The organism is Chryseobacterium sp. P1-3, from assembly GCF_000738495.1.
Classification (GTDB): Bacteria; Bacteroidota; Bacteroidia; order Flavobacteriales; family Weeksellaceae; genus Chryseobacterium; species Chryseobacterium gallinarum.
This window is the reverse complement of the sequence record NZ_JPEQ01000008.1, coordinates 66990-92792: the sequence shown is the minus strand read 5'-3', so window position 1 is coordinate 92792 and position 25803 is coordinate 66990. Positions and strand designations below refer to the sequence as shown.

The window sequence follows — 25803 nt, the reverse complement described above, 5'->3', positions numbered from 1 at the left end:
AAATTTTTAGAGTTATAGGAATAGGAGAGCATATCTGACGAGTTTCCGCCCATAATTATGAGGCTTCAAGGCGAAAAAATAAAATGGTGGATGATCTTGAAATATGTTGTGCAGAAATACATCGTACAAATTCTTAATTTTGCAGTACATAAACATTCACCTATTATAACCTAATGCTGTCAGACACTCAAATGCTAACTCGTTCAAATGCTCCTGTGTATTCCATCAACTGTAATGGCAGGCTGGTACAACTTGATATTCCGAAAATCATGGGAATCCTTAATCTGACTCCGGATTCGTTCTCCGATGGTGGAAAATTCAACAATGAGAATTCAGCGTTGAAACATGCAGAAAAACTGGTGAAAGAGGGTGCAGAAATTATTGATATCGGACCACAGTCTACACGCCCTAATGCTGAATTTTTAAGCAGCAGGGAAGAGATAAGAAGAATAGGAAACACCATCTCCCGGATTAAAAAAGAATTTCCGGAAATATTGATTTCCCTGGATACTTTTTATGCTGAAACAGTAAGATTCGGATATAACGAAGGAGTTGATATAATCAACGATATTTCAGGAGGGCAATATGACGAAAAAAATGTTTGATACAGCAGCAGAAACAAAACTTCCTTACATTTTAATGCATATAAATCCGTCCTATGAAACCATGCATGATAAAATCCGATTTGAGGATATTACTTTGGAAGTTAACCGCTATTTTTCCAAAAAGGTACATGATCTCTTACAGAAGGGAGTAAAAGATATCATCCTTGACCCTGGTTTCGGGTTTGGAAAAACAGTTGAAGACCAGATGAAAATGATTCATGAAGTTGAATATCTTGGTTTTGAAAGATTTCCTTTATTAATAGGAATTTCCAGAAAATCATTTATCTATAAACCTCTTGGAAAATCTCCTTTGGATATCAACGAAGAGACACAAAAACTCCATATGAAAGTTTTGGAACAAGGCGCTAAGATTGTAAGAGTTCATGATGTAGCTGAAGGCAGGGAAACTCTCATGCGATTTTTGCAGAAAAAATAAAAAGTGTTAAAAAAACTTGTGAGTAATTAAAAAGTTTATACATTTGCAACATGAATTTTATAAATCAAAAAAATATTGTCATTTCTATTATTGCTGTTGTCATTAACAACAGTAAGGAAACGGCATTTTAAAATAGATTTTAATTTAAATTATATACAGGCCGTTTCATTTTGAAACGGCTTTTTTTGTCTTAACTTTTATACAGTAATTATGTTTCAGATATTAGCAGTAATTATTATCGTCATTATTATTCCCTTGCGTCTGTGAGAAGGAATGTGTATGACTGTACATATATGAGCCCTCTCACAGCGTGAGAGGGCTTTTTTTTTATTCATTTTTAATTTATTAAACCACTATAATATGTATTACAACGACGACACGGTCATCTATTTTGATGGAAATTTTATGAAGGCAAAAGAAGCCGGGATGGATCTTTACGGGCAATCTCTTCATTACGGATATTCCGTTTTTGAAGGAATAAAATCTTACAGTACAGATCATGGAACCAGAATTTTTAAGGCTAAAGAACATTATGAAAGATTAAAAAGATCAGCAGAACTAATGCATATTCCGTTTGATTATTCGGTGGAAGAACTTACTGGCCTTACCTACGATTTGTTGGAACGAAACGGGTTATCAGATGCTTACATTCGTCCGTTAGTTACTTGCTCACCCAATATGTCCCTTTCAAAAGGGCAAAAGTCTTATCTCTCTTTACTCGCCTGGGAATGGAATAACGGTTATCTGGCTGATAAAATGAAGGTCATGACTTCAGAATTCCAGCGGCCTAATCCTAAAGCTTTTAAGGTGGAAGCCAAAGTAGGAGGACATTATGTGAATTCTATCCTGGCCTGTCAGGATGCCAGGGACAAAGGCTATGATGAAGCTTTGGTACTGGATGAAAACGGAAATGTTGCAGAGAGTTCGGGAGCCAATGTTTTCTATGAAAAAGACGGTGTCTTATTCACCCCGGCCAAAGGGAGCATCCTTCCGGGTATCACAAGGCAAACGGTTATGGAAATCTGCGAACAGCTTGATATTCCTGTAAAAGAAACATTTTTTAAGCCGGAGGAAATGCGTGGTGCTGATGCTGGCTTTTTCTGTGGTACAGCTGCCGAAATCGTTGCACTGGAGTCCCTGGATGATGTTCCTTTTACCAGAAACTGGGAAGATACAGCAAGCAGAAAAGTCCAACAGGCGTATTTGAAACTTGTAAGAGTTTTGTCATTGTAAATTTTAATTATTTAAATAATTGATTATCAGTATAATGTAATCCTTTTTTGAACGATTGGATATTGTAATTTTCAGAAATGTTGAAAATAAAAAAATATTACAAGCTGTAGTTTTGAACCAGAATTAAACCATAGGCTTCATTTATAAGTCCGGAAATTAAATATTTAATATTCCATTGAAGGATGGAAATTGTTTTCCGGAAACAGTTTCAATACTAAAAAAAGAACTGACTATTGTTAAAGCATCTGATGAGCTAGGGATTGGAAATATTGATTTAATGTATGATTTTTCCATCACAAACAGAAATTTAGGGATAACAATACCCGTAAACAGGATAAAAAAAATGAGAATAAAAAAAGAAGGATAATATGTTAAATAAATATTCAAAAACATTTACCCAAAACAGAGAACAACCCGCAGCAAAAGCAATGTTGTATGGGATAGGCTTTACAGAAGAAGATATGCATAAAGCCCAGATCGGGATTGCCAGCATGGGATATGACGGGAATACATGCAATATGCACCTGAATGATTTAGCTAAAGTAGTAAAAAGAGGAACCTGGGATCACGGACTGGCTGGATTAATCTTCAATACCATTGGTGTAAGTGACGGAATGAGCAACGGAACAGATGGGATGCGGTATTCCCTGGTAAGCCGTGACGTGATAGCAGACAGTATTGAAGCCATCTGCGGAGCTCAATATTATGATGGAGTGATCGCTTTGCCGGGATGTGATAAAAATATGCCCGGAACCATTATCGCGATGGGCAGGCTGAACAGACCGTCGATCATGGTATATGGCGGAACCATAGCTCCGGGATGCTATAAAGGAGAATCTCTCAATATTGTTTCAGCTTTCGAGGCGTTGGGAAAGAAGATTGCAGGGGAAATTTCAGAAGAAGACTTTGATGGAGTGATTAAAAATTCCTGTCCCGGAGCCGGAGCCTGCGGCGGAATGTATACAGCCAATACAATGGCTTCAGCAATAGAGGCATTGGGAATGAGTCTGCCATACTCTTCATCCAATCCTGCACTAAGCAAAGAAAAAGAAAATGAATGCCTGGAAGCAGGAAAATATCTGAAAATTTTGCTGGAAAAGGATATTAAGCCATCAGATATTATGACCCGGAAAGCATTTGAAAATGCCCTTCGCCTGATTATCATTCTCGGAGGAAGTACCAACGCCGTTCTCCATTTTATAGCAATGGCTAAAAGTGTAGGAGTTTCTGTAACCCAGGATGATTTTCAAAAAATGAGTGACTGTACTCCGGTACTGGCAGATCTGAAACCCAGCGGAAAGTACCTGATGCAGGATTTGCATGAACATGGCGGTACACCTGCTGTAATGAAGTATTTACTGGAACAGGGATTACTACATGGAGATTGTCTGACGGTTACCGGAAAGACACTGGCAGAAAACCTGAAAGACGTCCCCAGCCTGGATTTCGAAAAACAAAAAATTATAAAACCTCTCTCGGAACCGGTAAAAGAAACAGGACACCTGAGAATATTATATGGAAACCTTGCGGAAAAAGGTAGTGTAGCCAAAATAACCGGTAAAGAAGGAGAGCGGTTTGTAGGAAAAGCCCGAGTATTTGACGGAGAGAAAAATCTGATCAGGGGAATTCAGGATGGTACCGTACAGCATGGAGATGTAATTGTTATCCGCCATGAAGGCCCCAAAGGAGCTCCGGGAATGCCGGAAATGCTGAAGCCCACCAGTGCCCTGATAGGTGCCGGATTAGGAAGCAGTGTTGCTTTAATTACCGATGGTCGCTTTAGTGGAGGAACGCATGGTTTTGTAGTGGGACATATTACTCCCGAAGCCCACGAAGGCGGCTTGATAGCTTTTGTGAAAGACAATGATCTTATTGAAATAGATGCTGTGAACAATACCATACAGCTAAAGGTTTCAGATGAAGAAATTACAAAAAGAAAAAAAGGATGGCAGAAACCTGATCTTAAGGTGAAAAAAGGACTGCTGTACAAATATGCAATGACCGTATCATCAGCCGCTGAAGGCTGTGTAACAGACGAAATCACTTAATAAAATATATGGAGAATCTGAATTTATCAGCAGAAAGAGAGCTTAGCGGGAGTAGGATCATCCTTGAATCCTTCCTGCAGGAAGGGGTTAAAACGGTTTTCGGATATCCCGGAGGTGCCATTATCCCTATTTATGATGCCCTTTATGATTACCAGGGAAAGCTTGAGCATATCCTCGTACGCCATGAGCAGGCAGCAGTACATGCAGCACAGGGACTGGCAAGAGCATCGGGAGAAGTGGGCGTTGTACTGGCAACCAGCGGACCCGGAGCAACAAACCTTGTAACAGGACTGGCAGATGCTTTACTGGATAATACCCCTCTGGTATGCATCACAGGCCAGGTTTTTGAACACCTGCTGGGAACTGATGCCTTTCAGGAAATTGATGTGATGAATATTACAAGTCCTGTGACCAAATGGAATTACCAGGTAGCAGATGCCCACGAGCTACCTGAAGTTTTAGCTAAAGCATTTTATATAGCAAAATCCGGCCGTCCGGGTCCGGTATTGATTGATGTTACCAAAAATGCCCAGCTGCAGCACATTTTGTATCAGGGTTATAGGCCTTGCCATACACTGAGAAGCTATAAGCCGGATCCTGTTCCGGATATGGAAAGAATCAGCCAGGCAGCTGAGATGATTAACCGGGCGGAAAAACCATTCATTATTGCCGGGCAGGGAATTATGCTGGGAAAAGCAGAACAGGAATTTTTAGAATTTGCTGAAAAATCAGGGATTCCCGTTGCCTGGACGGTATTGGGAATGGGGGTAATCCCTACGGATCATCCACAGGCGGTTGGGATGGTAGGGATGCACGGAAATTATGGTCCCAATGTCCTTACCAATGAATGCGATGTCCTGATTGCAGTGGGAATGCGTTTCGATGACCGTGTTACGGGAAGGTTGGATGAATATGCTAAACAGGCAAAAATTATTCACCTGGATATTGATAAGGCTGAGATCAATAAGAATGTAAAGGCAGATGTGCCTGTCCTTGGGAATTGTAAGGAAACATTGCCTCTGCTTACTCTTCTGATACAGGAAAAACAATACAGGTCCTGGCATCAAAAATTTAAAGAGTGTTTTGAAATTGAAAGTACAACCTTGATTAATAAAGAGTTATATCCGTTGGAGGGAGAGATTACCATGGGAGAAGTCATCCGGTATCTTAATGAGATAACAGCCGGTGAGGCTATTATTGTAACCGATGTAGGACAGCATCAGATGATCACCTGCAGATATTCCCGGTTTAATCATCCCCGGACTAATATTACCAGTGGGGGATTGGGAACGATGGGATTTTGCCTTCCGGCTGCCATAGGAGCTGCCTATGCTGTAAACAAGCGCCCCGTTATCGCAGTAATGGGAGATGGAGGAGCGCAGATGAATATCCAGGAGTTGGGAACCATTATGCAGTACCATTCTGATGTGAAAATTTTAATTCTTAATAATGGTTACCTGGGAATGGTAAGGCAATGGCAGGAGCTGTTTCATGAAGAAAGATATTCGTCTGTTGATATCCAGAGTCCGGATTTTGTTCAGGTAGCAAAGGGATATGAAATTCAGGGAAGGAAAGTAGCTCAGAGGGAAGAGCTGAAAGAGGCGCTTCATGAGATGCTTGATCATAAGGGAGCTTTTCTTCTGGAGGTAATGACAGGAAAAGAGCACAATGTGTTTCCAATGATTCCCCAGGGGAAAAGTGTTTCGGAAATTGTATTACAGCATAAAGTTTAAAACAAAAAAGAAAAAAATGAGAACAGAACATAAAGAATATACCATAACGGCATATACAGAAGATTATTTAGGTTTGATCGGCAGGATCAATGCTATTTTTTCAAGAAGAAGGATTTCTATGGTGAATTTCAATGTAGGTCCTTCCGAAATGGAGCGCATTAAAAAATTTGTAATTGTCATCAGGGAAACGGAAGAATCGGTTCAGAAGATTACCCGGCAAATGGAGAAACAGGTAGATGTACTGGAGGTTCATTATCATAAAAATCCCCATCTCACAACCATGGAATATGCCAGTTAAATGTAAAAATAAAACTGTTAGCAGAACCCTAAAAACATTAACATTTAAGATACAGTAAATAGCAGGTTTCATGGATGCCAGGCTTATGTGAGCTTGTTTGTTGTATGAGATCCTGACCTTAAAAGAATTAAGTGTTTTAAACAAAACTTACATAAAAAAATAATATAATAATTAAAATCAAGAAAGATGGCAAAATTGAATTTTGGCGGAGTTGAAGAAAACGTAGTAACAAGAGAAGAGTTTCCCCTGAAAAAAGCTCAGGAAGTGTTAAAAAATGAAGTAGTAGCCGTAATCGGATATGGAGTGCAGGGGCCTGGTCAGGCTCTTAACCAGAAAGACAACGGAATTAATGTCATTGTTGGACAGAGGAAAAACTCGAAATCCTGGGATAAAGCAGTAGCAGACGGATTTGTTCCCGGAGAAACTTTATTTGAAATTGAAGAGGCATTGGAGAAAGGAACAATCATCTGTTATCTGTTAAGTGATGCCGCACAAATTGAATACTGGCCTAAAGTAAAACAACATCTTACCCCGGGAAAAGCTTTGTATTTTTCTCATGGTTTCGGAATTACGTTTAATGAGCGCACGGGAATTGTTCCTCCTGCGGATGTTGATGTTTTCCTGGTAGCCCCTAAAGGTTCAGGAACCTCGTTGAGAAGAATGTTTCTTCAGGATAGGGGGCTGAACAGCAGCTTTGCCGTGTACCAGGACGCTACGGGGAAAGCAAGAGAAAGAGTAACCGCTTTGGGAATTGCCATAGGAAGCGGATATTTATTTGAAACGGATTTCAAGAAAGAAGTATACAGCGATCTGGCAGGGGAAAGAGGAACGCTGATGGGCGCTGTACAGGGAATATTTGCAGCTCAGTATGATGTTTTGAGAAAAAACGGACACAGCCCTTCCGAAGCGTTTAATGAAACCGTAGAAGAGCTGACGCAATCATTAATGCCATTGGTTGCAGAGAACGGAATGGATTGGATGTATGCGAATTGCAGTACTACTGCCCAGCGAGGGGCATTAGACTGGTGGAAACGTTTTTTAGAGACGCTACTTCTCCTTTGTTTGAGGAACTTTATGACAATGTAGCGAAGGGAAATGAAGCCCAGCGGTCCATTGACAGCAATAGCAAACCGGATTACAGGGAAAAATTAGAAGCTGAGCTCGCAGAGCTAAGAGAAAGCGAAATGTGGCAGGCAGGCAAAACCGTCCGAAGCCTCAGACCCGAAAACAATTAATATACGGAAAATGGTGAAAGAGGAAATAGGAACATCTGTTCCGGAGGGTGTCTATCAGGCAGGGGAAAGGCTGAAAGGAGTTATTGTAAGAACTCCTTTGGCCGTTAATTATAATCTTTCTAATCTCTACAAAGCCAATATCAGCTTTAAAAGGGAAGATCTTCAGCAGGTAAGATCATATAAAATCAGGGGAGCTTATAATAAAATGGCTACCATGTCCTCAAAAGAACTTGAAAAAGGAGTGGTTTGTGCAAGTGCTGGAAATCATGCCCAGGGAGTAGCTTTCGCATGCAATAAGATGAAAGTGAAAGGGACTATTTTCATGCCTTTGCCTACTCCCGGCCAAAAACTGGAACAGGTGAAAATGTTTGGCGGCCATTATATTGATGTCGTACTGTATGGAGATACCTTTGATGAAGCTAAAGATGCTGCGATGAGGTTTTGCCAGAATCATAGCAGGGTGTTTATTCATCCCTTTGATGATCCTGCCATCATAGAAGGACAGGCTACTGTGGCCCTGGAAATACTGGAACAGGCTGTCCGGCCTGTAGATTATCTTTTTGTACCCGTAGGAGGAGGTGGCCTGGCTGCAGGAGTATGTTCGGTATTTAAGGAATTGTCTCCGGAAACAAAAATCATAGGAGTGGAACCTTCGGCAGCAGCCAGCATGAAAAAAGCCCTGGAAAAAGGAAAACCTGTCCTTCTGGAAAAAATAAGCCGGTTTGTGGATGGTGCAGCCGTCCAGAAAGTGGGAGATCTTACTTTTAATTCTTGCCGGAATGTATTATACGATATGGCTACTGTAGACGAAGGACTGGTGTGCGAAACCATCCTCTCGTTGTACAACAAAGATGCAATTGTGGTAGAGCCTGCAGGAGCGCTTTCTGTGGCTGTACTGAATAAATATAAGGAAGAAATCCAGGGGAAAAATGTAGTATGTATCATCAGTGGAAGCAATAATGATATTACCCGTATGGAAGAGATTAAAGAGAAAGCCCTTTTATATGCAGGATTGAAGCACTACTTCCTGGTCAGGTTTCCACAACGTCCCGGAGCTTTGAAAACTTTTGTAATGGATGTTCTGGGACCTGATGATGACATCACTTATTTCGAGTATACCCAGAAAAACTCAAAAGAAAAAGGAATTGCCGTTGTAGGAATTGCCCTGAAACAAAATAATGATTTCCCACCATTGATTGAGAAAATGAAAAAATATGATTTTTTTGTCAATTACCTGAATAATGATCCTTCTTTAATGAACCTTCTTATTTAGGATAGAAGACTGGAAGCAGAAGTTACTTTTTATTCTTTTGTTTCCAGATAAAAGTACATTTTTGTTAAACAGTCTTGCTGATCAAATAGATTACGATGATTTTTTAGTTTCAATCCGGTGAGTTTAGTTTTGATTCTGAAAACACAATGATGAAAAAGCTTCACAAATTTTTGTGAAGCTTTTTATTTATCGTTCAAGTGAAAAGTTGGCTATAACTTTCGGACGTCCGGTCTCGTTGGCTACTTTCCAGGATGTTCTGTACATCCATTCGGTCATTTTATACAGTTTTTTGTAGTTGATGTTTTCAGATTCATCCTGTGGGGTATGGTACTGTTCATGAAGTACGCTGGTGAAAAAGATAGCAGGGATACCCATTTTAGCATAAGGAAGATGATCACTTCTGAAATAAAAATACTCAGCATGGTTAGGGGAATCCCAATCCTTCAGGTATTTAAATTTTGTACTTTCATTATTAGCCTCTTCCGCCATTTTTACCAGTTCTTCTGAATTTTTATGAGGAGCGTTTCCTCCCAGTAAAGCTGCTTCATCATTATTGTTTCTTCCAATCATATCCCCATTCAGAACGGCTACAATTTTTTCCCTGGGTACTACAGGATGGGCGGCATGCCACCGCGACCCCAGTAAACCTCTTTCTTCAGCACCATGGAAAACGAACAGAATGCTTCTTTTACCCGGCTGCTTTTTATAAGCTCTTGCCATTGCCAGCATGGCTACACAAGTACTGGCATTATCATCAGCGCCATTATAGATCGTATCGTTTTTTACAGGATGTCTGATTCCGTCGTGATCCTGATGTCCGCTAAGCAAAACATATTCATTTTTAAGGATGGGATCGGTTCCTTCTATTTTACCAATGATATTAACGGAAGGGTATTTATAAGTTTCGGTGGTCAGGGTCAGGGTCAGGGTAACTTTCGGATTATTTTTTACCCAATCGGTATTTTCCTTTTTGATCCACAGCACAGGAATATTGTTGGTGATTTTTTCTCTCAAACCTTCTACTCCGTAGCTGCCTCTTGTCATCTGGGGAAGCACTTCCGGCCAGCTTTTTTCAGAAATATCATCGGTAATGAAGATAATGGCTTTTGCTCCCAGTTCATAGGCTTTATTGTAGTATTTTGTCCGTATAAAACCGGGATACCTTCTTATAAAAAGGGTCATTTCCTTTTCGATATTTTTATCGGAAGCATTCACAGCAAGAACCTTTCCTTTGATATTGAGCTGGGATAGGTCTTCAGGTTCGGTATTTCCGGCATACACCACCTCTGCATCCACAGAAGCATTCACCGGTTCCGCAACAAGGAAATCTTTCCATAGCTTCAGATTATTATTTCCGATTTTCAGGCTGCTTTGGGGGGTAATCTGATGCCTGTACATTTCAAAAAACTGGAAAAAAGTACCATTATCACCAGCAGGTTGCATTCCGGCTTCTTTGGCTTTGTCAGCAAGCCACATCGAAACTTTTAATTCATCCAGTGTGCCGGCTTCCCTTCCCCAGAACTGGTCTGCCGCAAGCTCATACATATCTTTCCGCAGATCGGCCTCCTTAATGGCAGAAACCAAAGGTTTTTTATAGTTTTGGGCATTTCCGAAACTGAATAAAAGAAAACTCAGCAGCGAAAAAATATAGTGTTTATTCATCAGAAATTTTTAATTAAAGTTAGCCAACTTTTCTGAAAATTGTTTTGAAAACTCTTTCCGGTCTTCTTCCAGCTTTTCAGTAGTGGAAGGTAAAATATAATTGAAAAGGATTTTTTCCTCATGATCTAAAAAAATGATTTCTTTTTCATTTCCGTCGATCATTTGTGAGAAAATTGCCCACATGGAAGTATCTTTCAACTTTAATAACTCAAAAAACTGTTCTGCTTTTATTTCGATTTTCTGCATTTTATTATATTTTATCGTTGATTTTAAAAATGGTTTTAAACTGGATCTTTTTTATTTCTCTGGAAAAATCAGAGTTTAAAATTCTAAAAATTTCAATTTAAACTGGATGGCAAAATTTTGTTTGAAATTAGGGGTAGTATAATAACCTACCCTGTAAAACAACCCTAGATTGAAATAGCTCGAAAGGAAATTATTCCATTCCAGACCGACTTCCTGATAAAGATGGTTGAGCGGTTTGAACCTGAACTGATGGTACTCCGGATATTTCATATCTCCAATTGTTCCCCGCAATACAAAGTCGAAACTCGAAACATTATGACCGAAGCTTTTGAAATACCATGGTAGCTTGTGGGTGAAATAATAGGCCACAAATTTATCATTGTAGTATTTTCCGCCTTCCAGTGTTGCAAATCCCAGAAATGAAGTAAGGTTGAAATTGAAATCTTTACCGGGAGATGCCAGTCCGTTCATGGTAAAGTTTTTCCAGATCGGGGCCTCTCCGAATACCATTCCTCCATACAATCTGAATCCGGTTATTCCAAGCGGGGTTTTAAAGTTGTGAACAAAAAGGGCATCAAAACGTGAGTAATTGAAATTACCACCTAAAGTCCTGTAACTCTGTTCATAATTAAAATACAATTCCGGGTATTTCTGGTCAATCAGGGATTTTCCCTGCGGAGTCATAATATTGGTAGAATTCGGGGAATATTTTAAGGTAAACAGCGTATTGAAGTTTTTAAACGAAGAACCTTCATCTTTAAACTGATAATCGAATTCCGCTTCCTCAATATTCCTTCTCAGGGCGAAAGCTAAGGTAAGCCCGTTGGTTACGTCATTCAGGTATGATAGCGAGGCTCCTTTAAAATGATAATACCGGTCATTATTAAGGTTATTTCCAAAATTGGCCATTCTCATTTTAAAATTCCAGAGTCTTCTGTAAAATTCACCGGAGGCCGTTACATCGTCGTAAAAATCAAATCTGAAAAACGAATTCTTTTCCAGAGTAGTTTTGATGTCTATTCCCATGCCATATTTCCATCTCCGGTCTTTCACCCCGTAAGCAAAATAATAATCCGGAGAAAAATAAGGATTGAAATTTTCATTCACCTTAGCTTTTAATCCTAATCTGAATCCTTCGTAAGAGTTGTAATTAACTACTTCATCCACTGCAAAATCTACGGAGCCTACCCTGATTTGTCCATTCAGCAAACCGGAGAGTATCTGGGCTTTATTATCGATTTTATATTTTTTGCCTAAGCTGTCAATCGTTGTATAGGTATTGCGTTCCCTTTCGGTAAGCGGATCAGTCCTGTAATGTTCCAGAGAATGCCCGTCAATGCTCTTTACGGAAAAAGTATAGCCTTTGAAGTCCTTAGAACTTACCTCAATCGGAGATTCGAAGTCAAAGTATTTTGAAGTGAGGAAAGCGTAGGTGCCAAAGCTTTTTTTGTCTTTTTTGTTGAAACGGTCTTTGTCATCCATGGCCATTTTACCCATTTTAAGCTTTGCTTTCTCATGAGCAAGAAACCATTTATTATTGTAAAATATCCAGGTACTGGTGATAATTCCGTCGTTTTTGTTTTTACTGAAATTTTCAATTTTTTTGACTCCATAGGTTTCGGTATCCACATAGATGGCACCATTGTATTTTCTTTTTCTGTCAGGGTTTTTATAATTCACTTCACGGAAACGGATGACAAAATTTTTCCTTCCGTCAAGTTCAACGGTATCAGAAAGAAAATAACGGTAAAGTCCCCTGTTTTCCTGTTTGATCTGTTCAGGAACAACATCCCTGTTACTTTGCTGCAGGGCAATCATTTCATAGATAGGCTGCTTCAGGCCCGAAATTCTGTTGTCCAGGATATTAATTTTTTCACCATATTTTTTAGAATACAGGAATTCCTGGGCTCTTTCCCAAAGGAATAATTTACTTTTAGCGAAGATTTTTCTTGCAGTAATGTTGTTGAGTGAATCTTTTTCTCTCTTTTTCTTGAAAATGTTTAAATCATTAAAATATTCTTTGAACTGGGAAATGCTGTCCTCATCAATATCCAGAGAGATCTTCTCATAGGATTTGTATGAATATGAAGCTAAGCTTTTCGGAGAATTTTCTTTAAATAGCTGATTTACTTTCTTTAAAATTTCAAGAGCCCTGGGATCACTTTTATCTTCGATGACAACTGCTTCAATAGCCGTAGTTTTTGAAGTTTTTCTGAGCAGGGATATTTCCATACTGCTTTCCACATTGGCTGTTTCTTTCTGATAAGATTCAGCTTCAATAGTGATGGCTGTACAGGCAGCTTTAAATTCCAGAGTACCCTGAGCATTTGTATAGCCGAGAACCTTATTGTCACAAGACACTTTAGCATTGGGGACAGGCTTTTGGCTGACGTCATCAACAATTTTAATTTTTAATTGTGAATACCCCAGAAAAGATATCAAAAATAATAATAGCAGTAAACCCCTTTTCATGTAAAAAAACTAGGTCAAAATTAATGATATTTATTGTTTTGGAAAAGTTTTTTAACAGAGTATAACATTGATCTGACCTGATAATGAAGAAGTGGGACAAGGTTGGAAGTATGAAGCTGGGAGCGGGAAGATTATTACCCGCTTAAATAGCTGGTAAATTATCTTTGGCACCTGTTGCTGAAAATAACTTTCAGTTTTTTTCTCCCTGTTTTTTATCTGTCATCCAGAGCTTTCATAAACTCAATGATATCGTCAATTTCCTGGTTGGTAAGTTGTAAAGGAGTATCGGAGAGGGTTTGATTTTCAATTGTAAAACCTATACCTTTTCCACCACCTTTGTTATAAAAATCCATTACTTCCCTCAGGGTTTTATAGCCTCCGTTGTGCATGTAAGGTGCTGTTTTATTGATGTTTCTTAACGTTGGAGTTTTAAAGGAATGCTGTAATGAAGCCACCGTCTCATGAAACTTTCCTCTTCCCGGATCTTCATCAAATGTTTTGTTTTCCCCATTGACGGCCACGCCAAGCACTTCCTGTTCTGTTTTTTTGAAAACAGGAGGGACAGTTCCGTTAAACAAGGGAACAAAATGACAAATGGCACATTGCGCTTTTCCTACAAAAAGATTGAATCCCCGCTTCTGGCTTTCATTCATGGCAGATTTATTCCCCCGCATATAATGGTCAAAATCAGAATTGAATCCCGCTAATGAACGGATATAGCTCGCCAGCACATTCTGAAGCTGCCATACTTCGGTTTTCGGAGAGTGGTAGATCTTTTCAAAGGCTGATTGATATTCTTTATGCTGATTAATTTTTACCAGGATCAGATTGAGGTCACCATGCATTTCTTCTTTATTGGAAATAACATCAGAGCTTTGCCCCTCAAGGTCATCTTTCCTCATATCCCAAAACTGCCCATGCTGGAATCCAGCATAATTCAGGGAAGGAGCATTTCGGGAAAGTTCTGAATTTTCCAGAGACATGGATTTAGGGAGACCGTCAGTAAAGGCTTTTTCAGGAATATGGCAGGTAGCACAGCTCCTGGTGTTGTTATTGGAAAGGATCTTGTCATTAAAAAGTTTCTTGCCAAGGGCGGCCTTTTCTTCAGAATATGCATATTCTTTTCCGGGAGTAAAAGCATCAGGATTGAATGCATTGATGGCAAAAAAAAGTAGGTGCATTTTTATTCAAAGCAGTAGTCACTTCCACGTCCGGGATCTTTTCCTGTTTCTTGAATTCCAGGAGAAGGAATGTTATTTTGTTGAGATGATCAGGAATAAAATTGACGTAATCAAATGTATTTTTATCTGTGTTTTTCTTCAAAACGCCAATGGCTGAATTGATTTCTGAAATAATGCTTTTTAAGGCTTTATCTTTTGATTGTTCTGTGGAGATTTGCTGTAAAGTTTGCTTTACTCCTTCGAGGGAATAAGGCATTTCTTTTAAAAAAGTTCCTGAAACCGGAGTGTCAAATCCCGAAATTCCTAAGCTTGAAATCCGGAAAACTTCCAGCCTTAGGGCATCAAAAACCTGGTCTTTGCTGACCGTAATCGCTTCAAAATTAGTTTTGATCGTATTGCTTTTATTGATCAGTTTATTCAGGAATCTTATCACCTCTTCCTTATTGGTTTTATCATAAGGATAAAGCATTTCTTCCAGCACCTGTAATCCTTCCGCTTCTATCTCGGTATGTTCATCCATTTCTATTTCGGGAAGTGCAGGACCATTGATAAACCGTGCAGAGTGGGGAAGAAAGTATTCTACCGCCCATTCCATTTTTTTATAGGTTTTCCTTAACTCTTCAAATTTTTCCTGGAGGATCTTTTCATCCGTATTTTTTTGATACGAGTGCGATCAGTCCGTTGATCTGTTTTTCAAACTCAGTATTGTTTCTGAGAATTTCATTTTTTACAGAACCCAGATCTTCGTAAACAGGCGAATATTTGTCACTTTTACAGTAAGAAAGGACAAAAAGAGCAATAGCAGAGTATAAAAACAGGAGAATAGGGTATTTTGAAAGCTTTTTCATGGGTATGAAAAAGTACCAACAGAAGTTTTTCTATTGATACTTTTGATTTTTATGGGGTAATTAAAAATTATTTTTCTACGTTTCTGATAATAACAATCTGTCCTCCTTCTTTATTGGTATTGATACCCGATCCATCAGGATTTTTGAATTTATCCGATTGCCATGTATGAGAATGGATATTTACCGAAAAAGTATTAGGAACACCAATGATATCTGAAATATCAACCATCGCCCCAAATTCCCATGAACCGAATTTCTGTAGGTCCCCGGACTGGTTATAAGCCGTCTGCCAGGCAGCATCATTTCTATTGTGTTTCATGTTCAGCCACGGTTTATATTGTTTGGTTGCAATATTCAGCTGCCAGATGTAAGAATCATGGGCTGCCGCTTTGTAATATGAATCCCCGTCTTCCTGAATATAAACATAGTTTTCAGTAACACATAAATTATCCGGATTGATAAGATTGTGTCCCGGATTGGAATCTCCTTCAGCAACTACTTCAAGTTTTCCTGTCAGCATATTATTGGCATTAAGCACAAGCTTATAGACCCTTCCCCACATGGTTAAACCCGGTTTCGGATTCATTCCGTCAGAAGATTCTCCTGTAGCCGTAAAATAAATTTCCCTGCCTTTTCCTGCTCCTTTTCTGTAGTCAACATCTTCAACTCTTGAGAAGCGGATTGCATTATTATTGATGTTGGCCTGGTTGATCTGGGCTCCTGTAAGGTTTTTAGCATTTGGGATCTCAACAAACTCCACATCATAACTGTTTCCTTTCGTCATATCAGTTTCTGTATAATTATTGTTGGTTCTCTTCAAAGCGTATAATTTCCCGTTATCTAAATCTCCCTGTGTATTGGCAACATACATGATCAATTGTCCGGCAGACTGATGAGAAGAAGAATAAGATTGGTCTTCCCCGATAATGATATAAGATTTCCCGTTGGACACATCCTTAGGAAGGGGAACTGCATTTTCCATAGATGCCTTTCCTAAAGCCGGTTTTACCCTTGTTTTATCTGAAGCCTGGGAAACCGGAGCTAAAGGATTTAAAGCATGAACCATACTTTCTTCTCCTGATTCACCCGCTGTAAGAAAAGCACTGAAACCATGAATCTCCGGAGTGGCTAGTGTAGCAGAACATAACCTGGTCATTCCTCCCGTACCGTTAAGGATATATTCTCCTTTTACAGGTCTGAATGTTTTATCTAAATATACTCTTGATACCGATTGCTTGATCTCATGATTAGTGATCATCAGGTATCCGTCAGAGTTCGGATCTTTCATAATTCCCATCCCGTCCGGCTGACCTCCGAAAACAAAATCAGGAGATCCGGAAAGAACATCGGAGCTTGAAATAAGGGTGGTGATATTCAGGTTTTCAAAACCGGGCATTCCAAAAACGAAAGCCGGTTCTTTTAGAAAAGTTTTCAAGCTTGATTTTATCATTAACCGGGTTGCTGCTGTCACCGTTATTATCATCATTACAGCCCTGAAAAAGGACAGTTGCAAATAATAAAGCACCAATAGTTTTGTTAATTTTCATAATTGTTTTTTTGAATTTCGATTAAGGCAAAACTAAAGGTCTAGTATTAACTGGGTTTTAATAAGACAAAACAAATAGTTTAAGATTAAGAGATGATTGTTAAGATAAGATCAATAATTAGAATGAATATAAATAAAAATCATTTTTAATATATAAATAAAGCTCAGAAGATGTTGTAAAGACACATGGACACCCAAGGTTACATTTGTATTTAAAAAAAATCAGCGGTCAGATGAGACCGCTGATTTTGAAATGCTTAATGATAGTAATCTTAAATATTCAATGCTTTTTGGTATGCATTTTCCAATCCTGCAAGGTTTTTACCTCCCGCAGTGGCAAAACCAGGATTTCCGCCACCACCACCTTGAATTTCTTTAGCAAGATCTTTTACAATAGCTCCGGCCTGATAATCTGCAGCAAGGTCATCCGACACACCTACAGTAATCATTGGTTTTCCGTCTGCATCAGAAAGAATGACCGTTACAGAAGCCGGAATTTCTCTTTTCAGCTGGAATACGATATCTTTCACAGAACCGGCATCCAAAGAAGTTTTCTTGACTAAAAGCTGCTTATTGCCTTTCTGTTCGTAAGCATTTTTCCAATCACTGATTTCTCCTTTTGCCTTTTCTTTTTTAAGAGCATCCACTTCAGCTTTTAACGATGTGTTGTCTTCAATTAATTTCTCAATAGCCCTTACAACATCCTTAGATTTTAACAACTGGGAAAGTTCAATGAACTGTTTTTCTAGATTGTTGAAATATTCTTCAGACTTATCACCGGAAATCGCTTCAATTCTTCTGATTCCTGCCGCAGCAGAACCTTCGGAAGTAATTTTGAAATGACCGATTTCGCTGGTATTTTTAACGTGAGTTCCCCCGCAAAGTTCTTTGGAACTTCCAAACTGGATCATTCTCACATTGTCACCATATTTTTCCCCGAACAAAGCCATTGCCCCTTTGTCCAGAGCCTCCTGAATAGGAATGCTTCTGAATTCCTGTAACGCAATGCTTTCTTTGATCTTTTTGTTTACTTTTTCTTCAATCAGTGCTAGTTCTTCCTCTGTCATTTTATTGAAGTGGGAAAAGTCGAAACGCAGATAATCCGGTCCCACATAAGATCCTTTTTGCTCTACGTGAGTTCCTAAAACTTCTCTTAAGGCTTCATGTAAAAGGTGCGTTACAGAGTGGTTCGCCTGAGAATTCTTTCTGTCGGCAGCGTTTACTTTAGCATAGAAAAGAGCACCTGCATCTTTAGGCAGACCATTGATTAAAGAAATGATCAGTCCGTTTTCTTTTTTAGTTTCTAAAACTTCAAAGCTTTCAGAAGCATTTTCCAGAACTCCTTTATCTCCAACCTGTCCACCTCCTTCAGGGTAGAATGGAGAGCTGCTTAATACCACCTGGTAAAATTCCCCGTCTTTGTTTTCTACTTTTCTGTATCTTGTAATATAGGTTTCAGATTCAATCTGATCATACCCTACGAAGTTTTCCGGCTTTTCTTCCAAAACAACCCAGTCATACACTTTCTGTGCAGAATCAGACTTGGAACGTTGTTTTTGTTTTTCCATTTCAGCTTTAAATCCGGCCTCATCAATTGTTAACCCTTTTTCCTCAGCAATAATTCTCGTCAGGTCATCAGGAAAACCATAGGTATCATATAATTCAAAGACTTCCTCGCTAGGTAATATTTTTGAATTCCCGGCAATCGTCTGCTGGATCAGCTTTTCTACCCTGATCAGACCGTTTTCAATTGTTTTTAAGAATGATTCTTCCTCACTTTTGATGACTTCGCCTACTAATTTACCCTGTTTTTCAATTTCAGGGAAGAATTGTCCCATTTGTTCCTGAAGTACAGGAACCAGTTTATAAAGGAAAGGCTCTTTCATGCCAAGGAATCTGTAAGCATAGGAAATAGCTCTTCTTAAGATTCTTCTGATAACGTATCCTGCACCACCGTTAGAAGGTAACTGGCCATCAGCAATAGCAAAAGAAACAGCCCTGATGTGGTCTACCACCACACGGATGGCAATATCTTTTTCATCCTCCAGGATACCGGTATATTTCTTACCTGAAAGCTCTTCCACTTTAGAAATCAACGGAGTGAAAACATCCGTATCATAGTTGGAGGATTTTCCCTGAAGCGCCATACATAAACGCTCGAAGCCCATTCCCGTATCCACATGCTGGGCAGGAAGTTTTTCTAAAGACTTATCCGCTTTTCTGTTGAATTCCATGAAAACCAGGTTCCATACTTCCACCACTTGTGGATGATCCTGATTTACCAGGGTAATTCCCGGAACAGCTGCTTTTTCTTCAGGGGTTCTCAGGTCGATATGAATCTCTGAACATGGGCCGCAAGGTCCGCTTTCACCCATTTCCCAGAAATTGTCTTTTTTTATTTCCATTGATGATCCGGTCTTCAGCAATATGAGATTTCCAGAAATCAAAAGCATCCTGATCTCTCTCTAAATTTTCAGAGGCATCACCTTCAAAAATAGTTACATATAAATTCTCTTTTGGAATTCCATAAACTTCAGTCAGCAATTCCCAGGCAAAAGCAATAGCCTCTTTTTTAAAATAATCTCCAAAAGACCAGTTTCCTAACATCTCGAACATGGTGTGGTGGTAAGTATCTCTACCTACATCATCCAGGTCATTATGCTTTCCTGAAACTCTCAGACATTTCTGTGTATCGGCAATTCTAGGGGCGGTAGGTGTTTTATAGCCTAAGAAAAAATCTTTGAACTGCGTCATTCCTGAGTTGGAAAACATAAGGGTAGGGTCGTCTTTCAGCACAATAGGAGCTGAAGGAACAATAAGGTGGTCCTTACTTTTAAAATAATCTAAAAATTTTTGACGTATCTCTTGTGATGTCATAGTATTGCTTTTGCTTTTTTAATATCAAATTTTGATAAGATGCAAATTTAAGGTTTTTAGGTGATTTTATATCAAATATTAGATATTTTAAAGCCATTTTATCAAATGGTTGACATAAACAATGAATCATGGTTTTTAATGGATCTGGTAATTTACCCTGGTAAGCAGATTCTTTCGCCTATTTAAACCTAACATGCTTTCAAACCTGTTAGGCTTATGAAGTTGAAGATAACACTGATGAATTATAGCAAGTTTTGCTCACTTTACACAATTAAAAAAAATCTTATCTTCGTTTAAATTAACTCGCAATGATGAAAAATGAGATTTTGAAAAGCTGGATAGAACAGTATTCTGCACCGCTTTTGAAGAAAGCTGTGTATATGCTTTCCAATAAAGAAGATGCTCAGGATGTAGTCCAGGAAGTTTTCCTTGCTGCATTTTCTTCTTATGATTCTTTTGAAGGAAAAAGTCAGCCTCTGACTTGGCTCATGTCCATTTTACAACGGAAAATTGCTGATTTCTACCGGAAAAAATACAAATCAGAACCGAACGTAAGACTCGATCACTTTTTTGACGAAACAGGCTCATGGAAAAATAATGATGTTTTGAATGACTGGGATGTATCCGCCAGAGAACCTGAGCTGCTAGATAATATAGATTTTAATAAAACATTAGAAGAATGTATCGAAGAATTGCCTTCCAGATGGAAAATTTTGTTAAAAATGTACTACATTGAAGAAAAAAAAGCACCCGAAGTGAGTCAGGAATTAGAGGTTTCTACGACTAACCTTTGGAAGATCTTACAAAGAACCCGGATGCAGCTTAGAGAATGTCTGGAGATGAACTGGTTTTCAAAATAATAAATGACTGAAATGTTAAAAAAAAATTGTACACCTGCTTTTTTTGTCATGTAGTGAGGCTACTTTACTGATGGAAAAGCGCAATGCCCAATCTATTTCTGCCGGAGAGAACAGAAAACTCAGTATACACCTGATAATTTGCAAATGGTGCAGGATGTATAATAAAAAACTGGCTTTTTTGGATCACATATTCCGAAAAATTTTTTCTAAAAGAGAAAGTGAAATTAATGAATCTGATATTCAGGATTTTAAAAATAAAATGTTCGAAAAATTAGATTTTTAAGAAAATTTTGTCAGGATTTTGAAACTTTGCCGACTATACTTCTGAACAATAAGTATAATTCAAAATCTTACAACACATGATCGGAACAACATCTGAATCTGCCAATCATTCAACGTACAAATCAGGATATTATGTTTCTCTTTTCGGCGCAGCCCTGATTCTGCTCTGGATTGGTATCTTCAAATTTACTCCTACTGAAGCCGCTGCAATAAAGCCTTTGGTTGAAAACCATTTTCTAACTTTTTTCGTATACAAAATAATGAGTGTTCAGACAGTGTCAAACCTGATCGGAACGATAGAAATTATCATTGCCTTACTGTTGGTATTTAGTGCGAAATTTGCTGTACTGAAAAGATATGCCGGAATAGGGATGATTGTAACGTTTCTGGTAACATTGAGTTATCTGTTTACAACGCCGGGAATATGGAAAATAGTAGATGGAATTCCGGTTACAGATTTTTTCATCTTAAAAGATCTTATGTTTTTAGGATTTGGATTGATGGTATTTCAAAGTAATACAAAATGAATAAAAAGCTAGATATGAAAAATATATTAATAGTACTCGGGATAGTTCTGGGTATTGCAGTCTTTGCTGCAGGCTCCGGGTTTTTCAGACATGCAAAACCTAAAGTAGTAATAAAAGAAAAAGAAAATCAGGAAATTATGGATAATAAAAATGTCAGAGAAGTTTATTTTGCAGGAGGGTGTTTTTGGGGTACAGAACATTTCTTCCAACAGATTCGTGGGGTAGTAGGAACGGAAGTAGGATATGCCAACGGTAATACCCAAAATCCTACCTATGAAGAAGTAGTAAGTCACACCACAGGTTTTGCAGAAACGGTAAAAGTGAAATATGATCCTGAACAAGTAGATCTGAAATTGCTGATTGATCTGTATTTCAAGACAATTGATCCTACAAGTATAGACAAACAGGGAAATGACAGGGGGAACCAATACAGAACCGGGATTTATTTTACCAATAAAGAAGATGAAGCCGTGATCAAAGGAGAAGTTCAGAAACTGGCAAAAAACTATAGTAAACCGGTAGTGGTGGAGACCATTCCTTTGAAAAACTTCTATAGAGCAGAGGACTATCACCAGGATTATCTGGATAAAAATCCGGGAGGCTATTGTCATATTGAGCCCGGTCTTTTTGAAATGGCCAAAAAAGCAAACCCGCTTCCTAAAACAACCTATCAGAAACAGGATAAAAATATTTTAAAAGAAAAACTTACCGCAGAACAGTACAACGTTACCCAGGAAAATGGTACGGAAAGACCTTTCCAGAATGAATACTGGAATGAAACCCGCGAAGGAATCTATGTAGATATTACAACAGGAGAACCTTTGTTTGTTTCAACGGATAAATTCGAATCAGGTTGTGGATGGCCAAGCTTTTCAAAACCTATTACCAAAAGCCTGATTGAAGAAAAACTGGACCGTTCTCACGGTATGGACAGGGTGGAGGTAAGAAGCAAAACAGGAGATGCCCACCTTGGACATGTTTTTACAGATGGTCCGCAGGACAAAGGAGGACTCCGCTATTGTATCAACAGTGCTTCACTGAAATTTATTCCAAAAGCGGAAATGGAAAAAAAAGGATACGGAAAATACCTTCCGTTGCTAGATAAAAAGTAAGATGAAATAAAGGCTGCCAACAGGCAGTCTTTTTTTGATAATACTTCAAAAACTTAAACCAAAAAAAAGTGATCCGGAACGAATCACTTTAAAAACAATTTTAGTAATGGTTTATGAAAAGTTTACCAATCTCTTTTTTTCAGAATCCAATACGATCCGAAAATGAAAACAGCACTCCAGACCAGACAGGCGATAAGGCTTTCTGCAGGGTAATGGAATTCATATTTTACCCCCATCATTTTAGCCATATTTAATCGCATCATCGGATTAGGAATAAGGCTGGACATACTTTCCAACGGTAAAAGATGGGTTATAAAAAAATCATGTTGCAGCACCTCGTTTCTTTGTGGGCCCTGCATTCCTTTTACTTTATAAAAAACTTCTAAAGCCGTTAAAATGCTTTCCACAATCCAGAAAACAAAAAAAGCAAGGAATACAAAAATTGATTTTCTCAGCAAAACGGAAAGAAACAGTAGAAAACAAAAGAAAGTAAACAGTTTAACAAAGTAATTTCCAATGAAAAAAATCTCTCCGAAAACTTTAGCAGATTCTGTCGTTTTTGAATATTGATATCCCAGAAACATTGTAATCCCAAATACAATGAGAGTAGAGGTAATGGTAAAAATACTGATAGTCAATAATTTTGAAGTAATGAATTCTTTCCGGCTTAATCCGTCAATAGTATTCTGCTTAAACATCCGGTTGCTGAATTCCTGTGAAATGGAGAATACAATAATCAATCCCAGGAAAATTTTCAATAAAGCTACAATCCATGTGGTAAAGTTCCATATTTCAGGAAAATTATAGATGCCTTCCTCTTTTAAATTAACGGTGCCGCCAAAAAGGTCAAAATCTACCAATCCAATAAAAAGCAAGGCAATAAGAATAGCAAAATAAAGGATGCTAAAAACTTTGAATGGCTTATAGTTCAGGTTTTTATAGTACTCCAGTTTTAGTAATTTGATCATGATTAATTTGTGTTTTTTACAAGTTCAAGGAATTGAGATTCAAGAGACAGTTTTTTCCTGGTTAAATGGGATAGGAAAATTCCCTTTTCAACCAGCTTTTGATTCAATGCAGATGCCGAAATTGAAGCGTCATCACGGATCTGTGCCTTGATAAGATCCCCATCCTGTTTGATGGAAGTGAACCATTGAAATTCGTTCAGTATGTTTAAAAGCAAGGTGTTATTGTCTGCCTTAAGCTCAAAATATCCATTATTGGAAGTCATCTCATCCACTCTTCCACAATAGATGGAATTTCCTTCCTTTAGCACAATAACATGACTGCATATTTTTTCAATTTCATCCAGAAGATGACTGGCAATAATGATCGTAATACCTTGTTTTGCAATATTGTTAATGATCTCCCTGATCTGAATAATGCCTTCCGGATCCAGGCCGTTTGTGGGTTCATCCAGAATCAGAACTTCCGGATTGTTCAGCATAGCCGAAGCAATGGCAAGGCGCTGCTTCATTCCCAGGGAATATGTTCTAAAAGGATCTTTTCGCCTTTCAAATAAATTGACCGTTTGTAAAACCTCTTCAATTCTTGAATACGGCGTCCCCTTAATTTCAGCAACAATTTTAAGGTTGGTTTCAGCACTCAGGTATGGATAAAAATTGGGTTGCTCGATAATGGCTCCAATTTTCTTTAAAGTTTCGGAATCTGTTCCTTTTCTGCCAAACCAATACCAGTCTCCACTTGTAGGATTAATGGTGGAAAGAAGCATTCCGAACGTTGTTGATTTTCCGCTTCCGTTGGGGCCCAGGAGCCCATATACATTACCTTTTTCGACATCAAAAGAAATGTTGTTAACAACCACTCTCTTGAATTTTTTCGTCAGATTCTTTACGGATAAAATTTTTTCCATGTAATTTGTTTTACATAGTAGTAGTCTATATGAATTATAAAATGTTACACAATTATCATAAATCAATTTACTTTTAGTAGTAAATACATTAAATTTGATTGAATTAATGAAGACTTTATGAAATTAATTGAACTTGCAGAAGAATTACAGGTTACCGCAGAAGCCATTAAACAATTTATACAGGATTTTGACCTTGAACTGGTGGATTGTATCAGCACTAACTTTGAAGTAAAAGGAGATTTTGAAAAATTTGCTCGTGAAAATGTAGATTTTTTAAGGTTGTATGAAAAAGACCTGGATAAAAACAAAACAGTGGAACAGATTGCTGAGGTGATTAATCAGCCCAAAGATAAGATTGAAAAAGCCATAAAGGATCACACCCCGAATATTTTTGACAATGGACTTTTTAAATCTTCCATTTCAAGCTATGGAATTGATAATAAATTGGGCGGAAACTATCAGTTTGTCTACGATTATTTCGGGCATAAAACCAGTTTGCAGAAAAGAGATTTTATAGGTTACCGGGACTTATTTTTTTACATATCCTCAGTTTTGGAGCCTTTCCTTAATCCACAGCAGATAAAAGACTGGGGGATCAACAGACCTGCCGGAATTATTGTATATGGGCCACCGGGAAGCGGTAAAATTTTCTGGGCTAATAAAATTGCTGAAATTATAGGCTACCAGTTTAAAGAAGTTAAAAAACATTATCTGGGAACTTCCCTGGTTGACGGTAATGAAGTCAACTTCAACGATTTTCTGGTTTCGATGATGAGTGAAAATAAAATGCTGCTTTTCCTTGATGATTTTGATGAAATTATGATGCAGAGAAAAGCTGAAACGGATATAGCATCCTGTAACCTTGAAGCGCAGGAACTGATCCTTCATTATATAGGGAAATTTGAAAAAGAAGGAGTTCTTATGGTGGGTTCTGCCAATTCTGTTTCGGAAATTGATGAAGAAGTGCTGGCACCGGGTAGGTTTGATGTGATGATTCCTATATTTCCTCCTAATGCCGGAGAACGTTCTGAAATTATTTTATATGCCATGACAAAAGGACTTGAAGAAGACTCTTTACTGTATAAAATACTCAAAAACAATAAGGCGGATAAAGTTCCCTTCTGGCATGATGTATCTTCCAAAATGAAAGCTTTTAGCAATACTATGCTGATCGATTTTACACAAAGTCTGAAAAAAAAGGATTAAAAACCTTTACCAGAGAACCAGGAATGAAAAACTTAAGATTGATCAGAATCTGCTCAATGCCGCATTAAGAGATGCTGCAGGAAAACTCACAGAGGAATATCTTGATCAGGTAGCGCGTTTTCTGGCAGACGTTATTATCAATAATCTGGATGAATTCCGGTTTAGAATCCAGGCCTTGAGAAATGAGCTGGAAACCTATAAAGTGGTGGAAAAACCGCAAAGAGCGATTGGGTTCCAGCACAATGGAGAA

General features: G+C 38.3%; 18 protein-coding genes and 4 pseudogenes. 12 read left to right on the top strand and 10 right to left on the bottom strand.

All coding sequences use genetic code 11. The annotated features are described in order from the left end of the window. The first annotated feature begins 269 nt into the window (after nucleotides 1-269). From folP to ilvA, 8 genes and pseudogenes are all read left to right on the top strand, one after another. Nucleotides 270-1041, top strand: a pseudogene (gene folP / locus HX13_RS13200) (dihydropteroate synthase). A 360-nt stretch (nucleotides 1042-1401) separates the two neighbouring features. Further along, entirely contained in the window at nucleotides 1402-2274 is an 873-nt protein-coding gene (ilvE, locus tag HX13_RS13195; protein ID WP_050021493.1) for a branched-chain-amino-acid transaminase, read from the top strand. A 175-nt stretch (nucleotides 2275-2449) separates the two neighbouring features. Then, nucleotides 2450-2641 (top strand): hypothetical protein, encoded by a 192-nt coding sequence (locus tag HX13_RS13190; protein WP_050021492.1) that lies wholly within the window; start codon nucleotides 2450-2452, stop codon nucleotides 2639-2641. 1 nt (nucleotide 2642) lies between these two features. Beyond that, the gene (ilvD, locus tag HX13_RS13185; RefSeq protein WP_050021491.1) at nucleotides 2643-4322 is read left to right on the top strand and encodes a dihydroxy-acid dehydratase; all 1680 of its coding nucleotides are present in this window, start codon (nucleotides 2643-2645) and stop codon (nucleotides 4320-4322) included. 8 nt (nucleotides 4323-4330) lie between these two features. Further along, nucleotides 4331-6055, top strand: a complete 1725-nt coding sequence (ilvB, locus tag HX13_RS13180; protein WP_050021490.1) for a biosynthetic-type acetolactate synthase large subunit — start codon at nucleotides 4331-4333, stop codon at nucleotides 6053-6055. A gap of 16 nt (nucleotides 6056-6071) precedes the next feature. Further along, nucleotides 6072-6353, top strand: coding sequence for a hypothetical protein (locus HX13_RS13175; RefSeq protein WP_053328367.1), 282 nt, complete (start codon nucleotides 6072-6074; stop codon nucleotides 6351-6353). A gap of 186 nt (nucleotides 6354-6539) precedes the next feature. Continuing rightward, nucleotides 6540-7588 (top strand): annotated as a pseudogene (gene ilvC / locus HX13_RS13170) (ketol-acid reductoisomerase). A gap of 10 nt (nucleotides 7589-7598) precedes the next feature. Continuing rightward, nucleotides 7599-8861 (top strand): threonine ammonia-lyase, encoded by a 1263-nt coding sequence (ilvA, locus tag HX13_RS13165; protein WP_050021488.1) that lies wholly within the window; start codon nucleotides 7599-7601, stop codon nucleotides 8859-8861. 186 nt (nucleotides 8862-9047) lie between these two features. Here the strand turns inward: ilvA and HX13_RS13160 are convergent, their stop codons facing one another. The 8 genes and pseudogenes from HX13_RS13160 to alaS all read right to left on the bottom strand — a co-directional run bounded on the left by HX13_RS13160 (nucleotide 9048) and on the right by alaS (nucleotide 19693). Further along, nucleotides 9048-10523: a M20/M25/M40 family metallo-hydrolase gene (locus tag HX13_RS13160; protein WP_050021487.1), complete on the bottom strand. Its 1476-nt coding sequence runs from the start codon at nucleotides 10521-10523 to the stop codon at nucleotides 9048-9050. A 9-nt stretch (nucleotides 10524-10532) separates the two neighbouring features. Further along, on the bottom strand, nucleotides 10533-10769 hold the full coding sequence (locus tag HX13_RS13155) for a hypothetical protein (RefSeq protein ID WP_050021486.1): 237 nt from the start codon (nucleotides 10767-10769) through the stop codon (nucleotides 10533-10535). 75 nt (nucleotides 10770-10844) lie between these two features. Further along, nucleotides 10845-13241 carry a hypothetical protein gene (locus HX13_RS13150; protein WP_050021485.1) on the bottom strand — a complete coding sequence of 799 codons (2397 nt, stop codon included), beginning with the start codon at nucleotides 13239-13241 and terminating at the stop codon, nucleotides 10845-10847. A 212-nt stretch (nucleotides 13242-13453) separates the two neighbouring features. Then, nucleotides 13454-14422, bottom strand: coding sequence for a cytochrome-c peroxidase (locus tag HX13_RS13145; protein ID WP_050021484.1), 969 nt, complete (start codon nucleotides 14420-14422; stop codon nucleotides 13454-13456). Continuing rightward, entirely contained in the window at nucleotides 14382-15017 is a 636-nt protein-coding gene (locus HX13_RS13140) for a hypothetical protein (RefSeq protein WP_050021483.1), read from the bottom strand. The genes HX13_RS13145 and HX13_RS13140 overlap by 41 nt, the downstream gene beginning before the upstream one ends. Nucleotides 15018-15066: 49 nt before the next feature. Beyond that, nucleotides 15067-15270, bottom strand: coding sequence for a hypothetical protein (locus tag HX13_RS13135; RefSeq protein ID WP_050021482.1), 204 nt, complete (start codon nucleotides 15268-15270; stop codon nucleotides 15067-15069). 67 nt (nucleotides 15271-15337) lie between these two features. Further along, a pseudogene (locus tag HX13_RS13130) lies at nucleotides 15338-16817 on the bottom strand (alkaline phosphatase PhoX). A 271-nt stretch (nucleotides 16818-17088) separates the two neighbouring features. Next, nucleotides 17089-19693: pseudogene (gene alaS, locus HX13_RS13125) on the bottom strand (alanine--tRNA ligase). Nucleotides 19694-20001: 308 nt separating this feature from the next. Here alaS and HX13_RS13120 point away from each other — a divergent pair. The 3 genes from HX13_RS13120 to msrB all read left to right on the top strand — a co-directional run bounded on the left by HX13_RS13120 (nucleotide 20002) and on the right by msrB (nucleotide 22474). Next, nucleotides 20002-20553 carry a sigma-70 family RNA polymerase sigma factor gene (locus HX13_RS13120; protein WP_185113608.1) on the top strand — a complete coding sequence of 184 codons (552 nt, stop codon included), beginning with the start codon at nucleotides 20002-20004 and terminating at the stop codon, nucleotides 20551-20553. Between the two features lie 359 nt (nucleotides 20554-20912). Beyond that, nucleotides 20913-21362 carry a DUF417 family protein gene (locus tag HX13_RS13110; RefSeq protein WP_050021480.1) on the top strand — a complete coding sequence of 150 codons (450 nt, stop codon included), beginning with the start codon at nucleotides 20913-20915 and terminating at the stop codon, nucleotides 21360-21362. A 14-nt stretch (nucleotides 21363-21376) separates the two neighbouring features. Beyond that, on the top strand, nucleotides 21377-22474 hold the full coding sequence (gene msrB / locus HX13_RS13105; RefSeq protein WP_050021582.1) for a peptide-methionine (R)-S-oxide reductase MsrB: 1098 nt from the start codon (nucleotides 21377-21379) through the stop codon (nucleotides 22472-22474). Nucleotides 22475-22596: 122 nt separating this feature from the next. Here the strand turns inward: msrB and HX13_RS13100 are convergent, their stop codons facing one another. Next, nucleotides 22597-23442: an ABC transporter permease gene (locus tag HX13_RS13100; protein ID WP_050021479.1), complete on the bottom strand. Its 846-nt coding sequence runs from the start codon at nucleotides 23440-23442 to the stop codon at nucleotides 22597-22599. A gap of 2 nt (nucleotides 23443-23444) precedes the next feature. Next, nucleotides 23445-24347 (bottom strand): ABC transporter ATP-binding protein, encoded by a 903-nt coding sequence (locus tag HX13_RS13095; protein ID WP_050021478.1) that lies wholly within the window; start codon nucleotides 24345-24347, stop codon nucleotides 23445-23447. A gap of 117 nt (nucleotides 24348-24464) precedes the next feature. On the opposite strand from HX13_RS13095, the gene HX13_RS13090 reads away from it, so the two are divergent. Beyond that, the gene (locus tag HX13_RS13090; protein WP_238555325.1) at nucleotides 24465-25553 is read left to right on the top strand and encodes an ATP-binding protein; all 1089 of its coding nucleotides are present in this window, start codon (nucleotides 24465-24467) and stop codon (nucleotides 25551-25553) included. Nucleotides 25554-25803 lie beyond the last annotated feature (250 nt).

Bases quoted from the DNA above. Each gene is read 5' to 3' on its own strand.
- ilvB (WP_050021490.1), top strand. From the start codon at position 4,331: ATGGAGAATCTGAATTTATCAGCAGAAAGAGAGCTTAGCGGGAGTAGG.
- HX13_RS13155 (WP_050021486.1), bottom strand. From the start codon at position 10,769: ATGCAGAAAATCGAAATAAAAGCAGAACAGTTTTTTGAGTTATTAAAG.
- HX13_RS13135 (WP_050021482.1), bottom strand. From the start codon at position 15,270: ATGAAAAAGCTTTCAAAATACCCTATTCTCCTGTTTTTATACTCTGCT.
- HX13_RS13095 (WP_050021478.1), bottom strand. From the start codon at position 24,347: ATGGAAAAAATTTTATCCGTAAAGAATCTGACGAAAAAATTCAAGAGA.
- HX13_RS13140 (WP_050021483.1), bottom strand. From the start codon at position 15,017: ATGGAATGGGCGGTAGAATACTTTCTTCCCCACTCTGCACGGTTTATC.
- HX13_RS13160 (WP_050021487.1), bottom strand. From the start codon at position 10,523: ATGAATAAACACTATATTTTTTCGCTGCTGAGTTTTCTTTTATTCAGT.
- HX13_RS13150 (WP_050021485.1), bottom strand. From the start codon at position 13,241: ATGAAAAGGGGTTTACTGCTATTATTATTTTTGATATCTTTTCTGGGG.
- ilvE (WP_050021493.1), top strand. From the start codon at position 1,402: ATGTATTACAACGACGACACGGTCATCTATTTTGATGGAAATTTTATG.
- HX13_RS13110 (WP_050021480.1), top strand. From the start codon at position 20,913: ATGATCGGAACAACATCTGAATCTGCCAATCATTCAACGTACAAATCA.
- ilvA (WP_050021488.1), top strand. From the start codon at position 7,599: ATGGTGAAAGAGGAAATAGGAACATCTGTTCCGGAGGGTGTCTATCAG.
- HX13_RS13175 (WP_053328367.1), top strand. From the start codon at position 6,072: ATGAGAACAGAACATAAAGAATATACCATAACGGCATATACAGAAGAT.
- HX13_RS13120 (WP_185113608.1), top strand. From the start codon at position 20,002: ATGATGAAAAATGAGATTTTGAAAAGCTGGATAGAACAGTATTCTGCA.
- HX13_RS13100 (WP_050021479.1), bottom strand. From the start codon at position 23,442: ATGATCAAATTACTAAAACTGGAGTACTATAAAAACCTGAACTATAAG.
- HX13_RS13145 (WP_050021484.1), bottom strand. From the start codon at position 14,422: ATGCACCTACTTTTTTTTGCCATCAATGCATTCAATCCTGATGCTTTT.
- ilvD (WP_050021491.1), top strand. From the start codon at position 2,643: ATGTTAAATAAATATTCAAAAACATTTACCCAAAACAGAGAACAACCC.
- HX13_RS13090 (WP_238555325.1), top strand. From the start codon at position 24,465: ATGAAATTAATTGAACTTGCAGAAGAATTACAGGTTACCGCAGAAGCC.
- msrB (WP_050021582.1), top strand. From the start codon at position 21,377: ATGAAAAATATATTAATAGTACTCGGGATAGTTCTGGGTATTGCAGTC.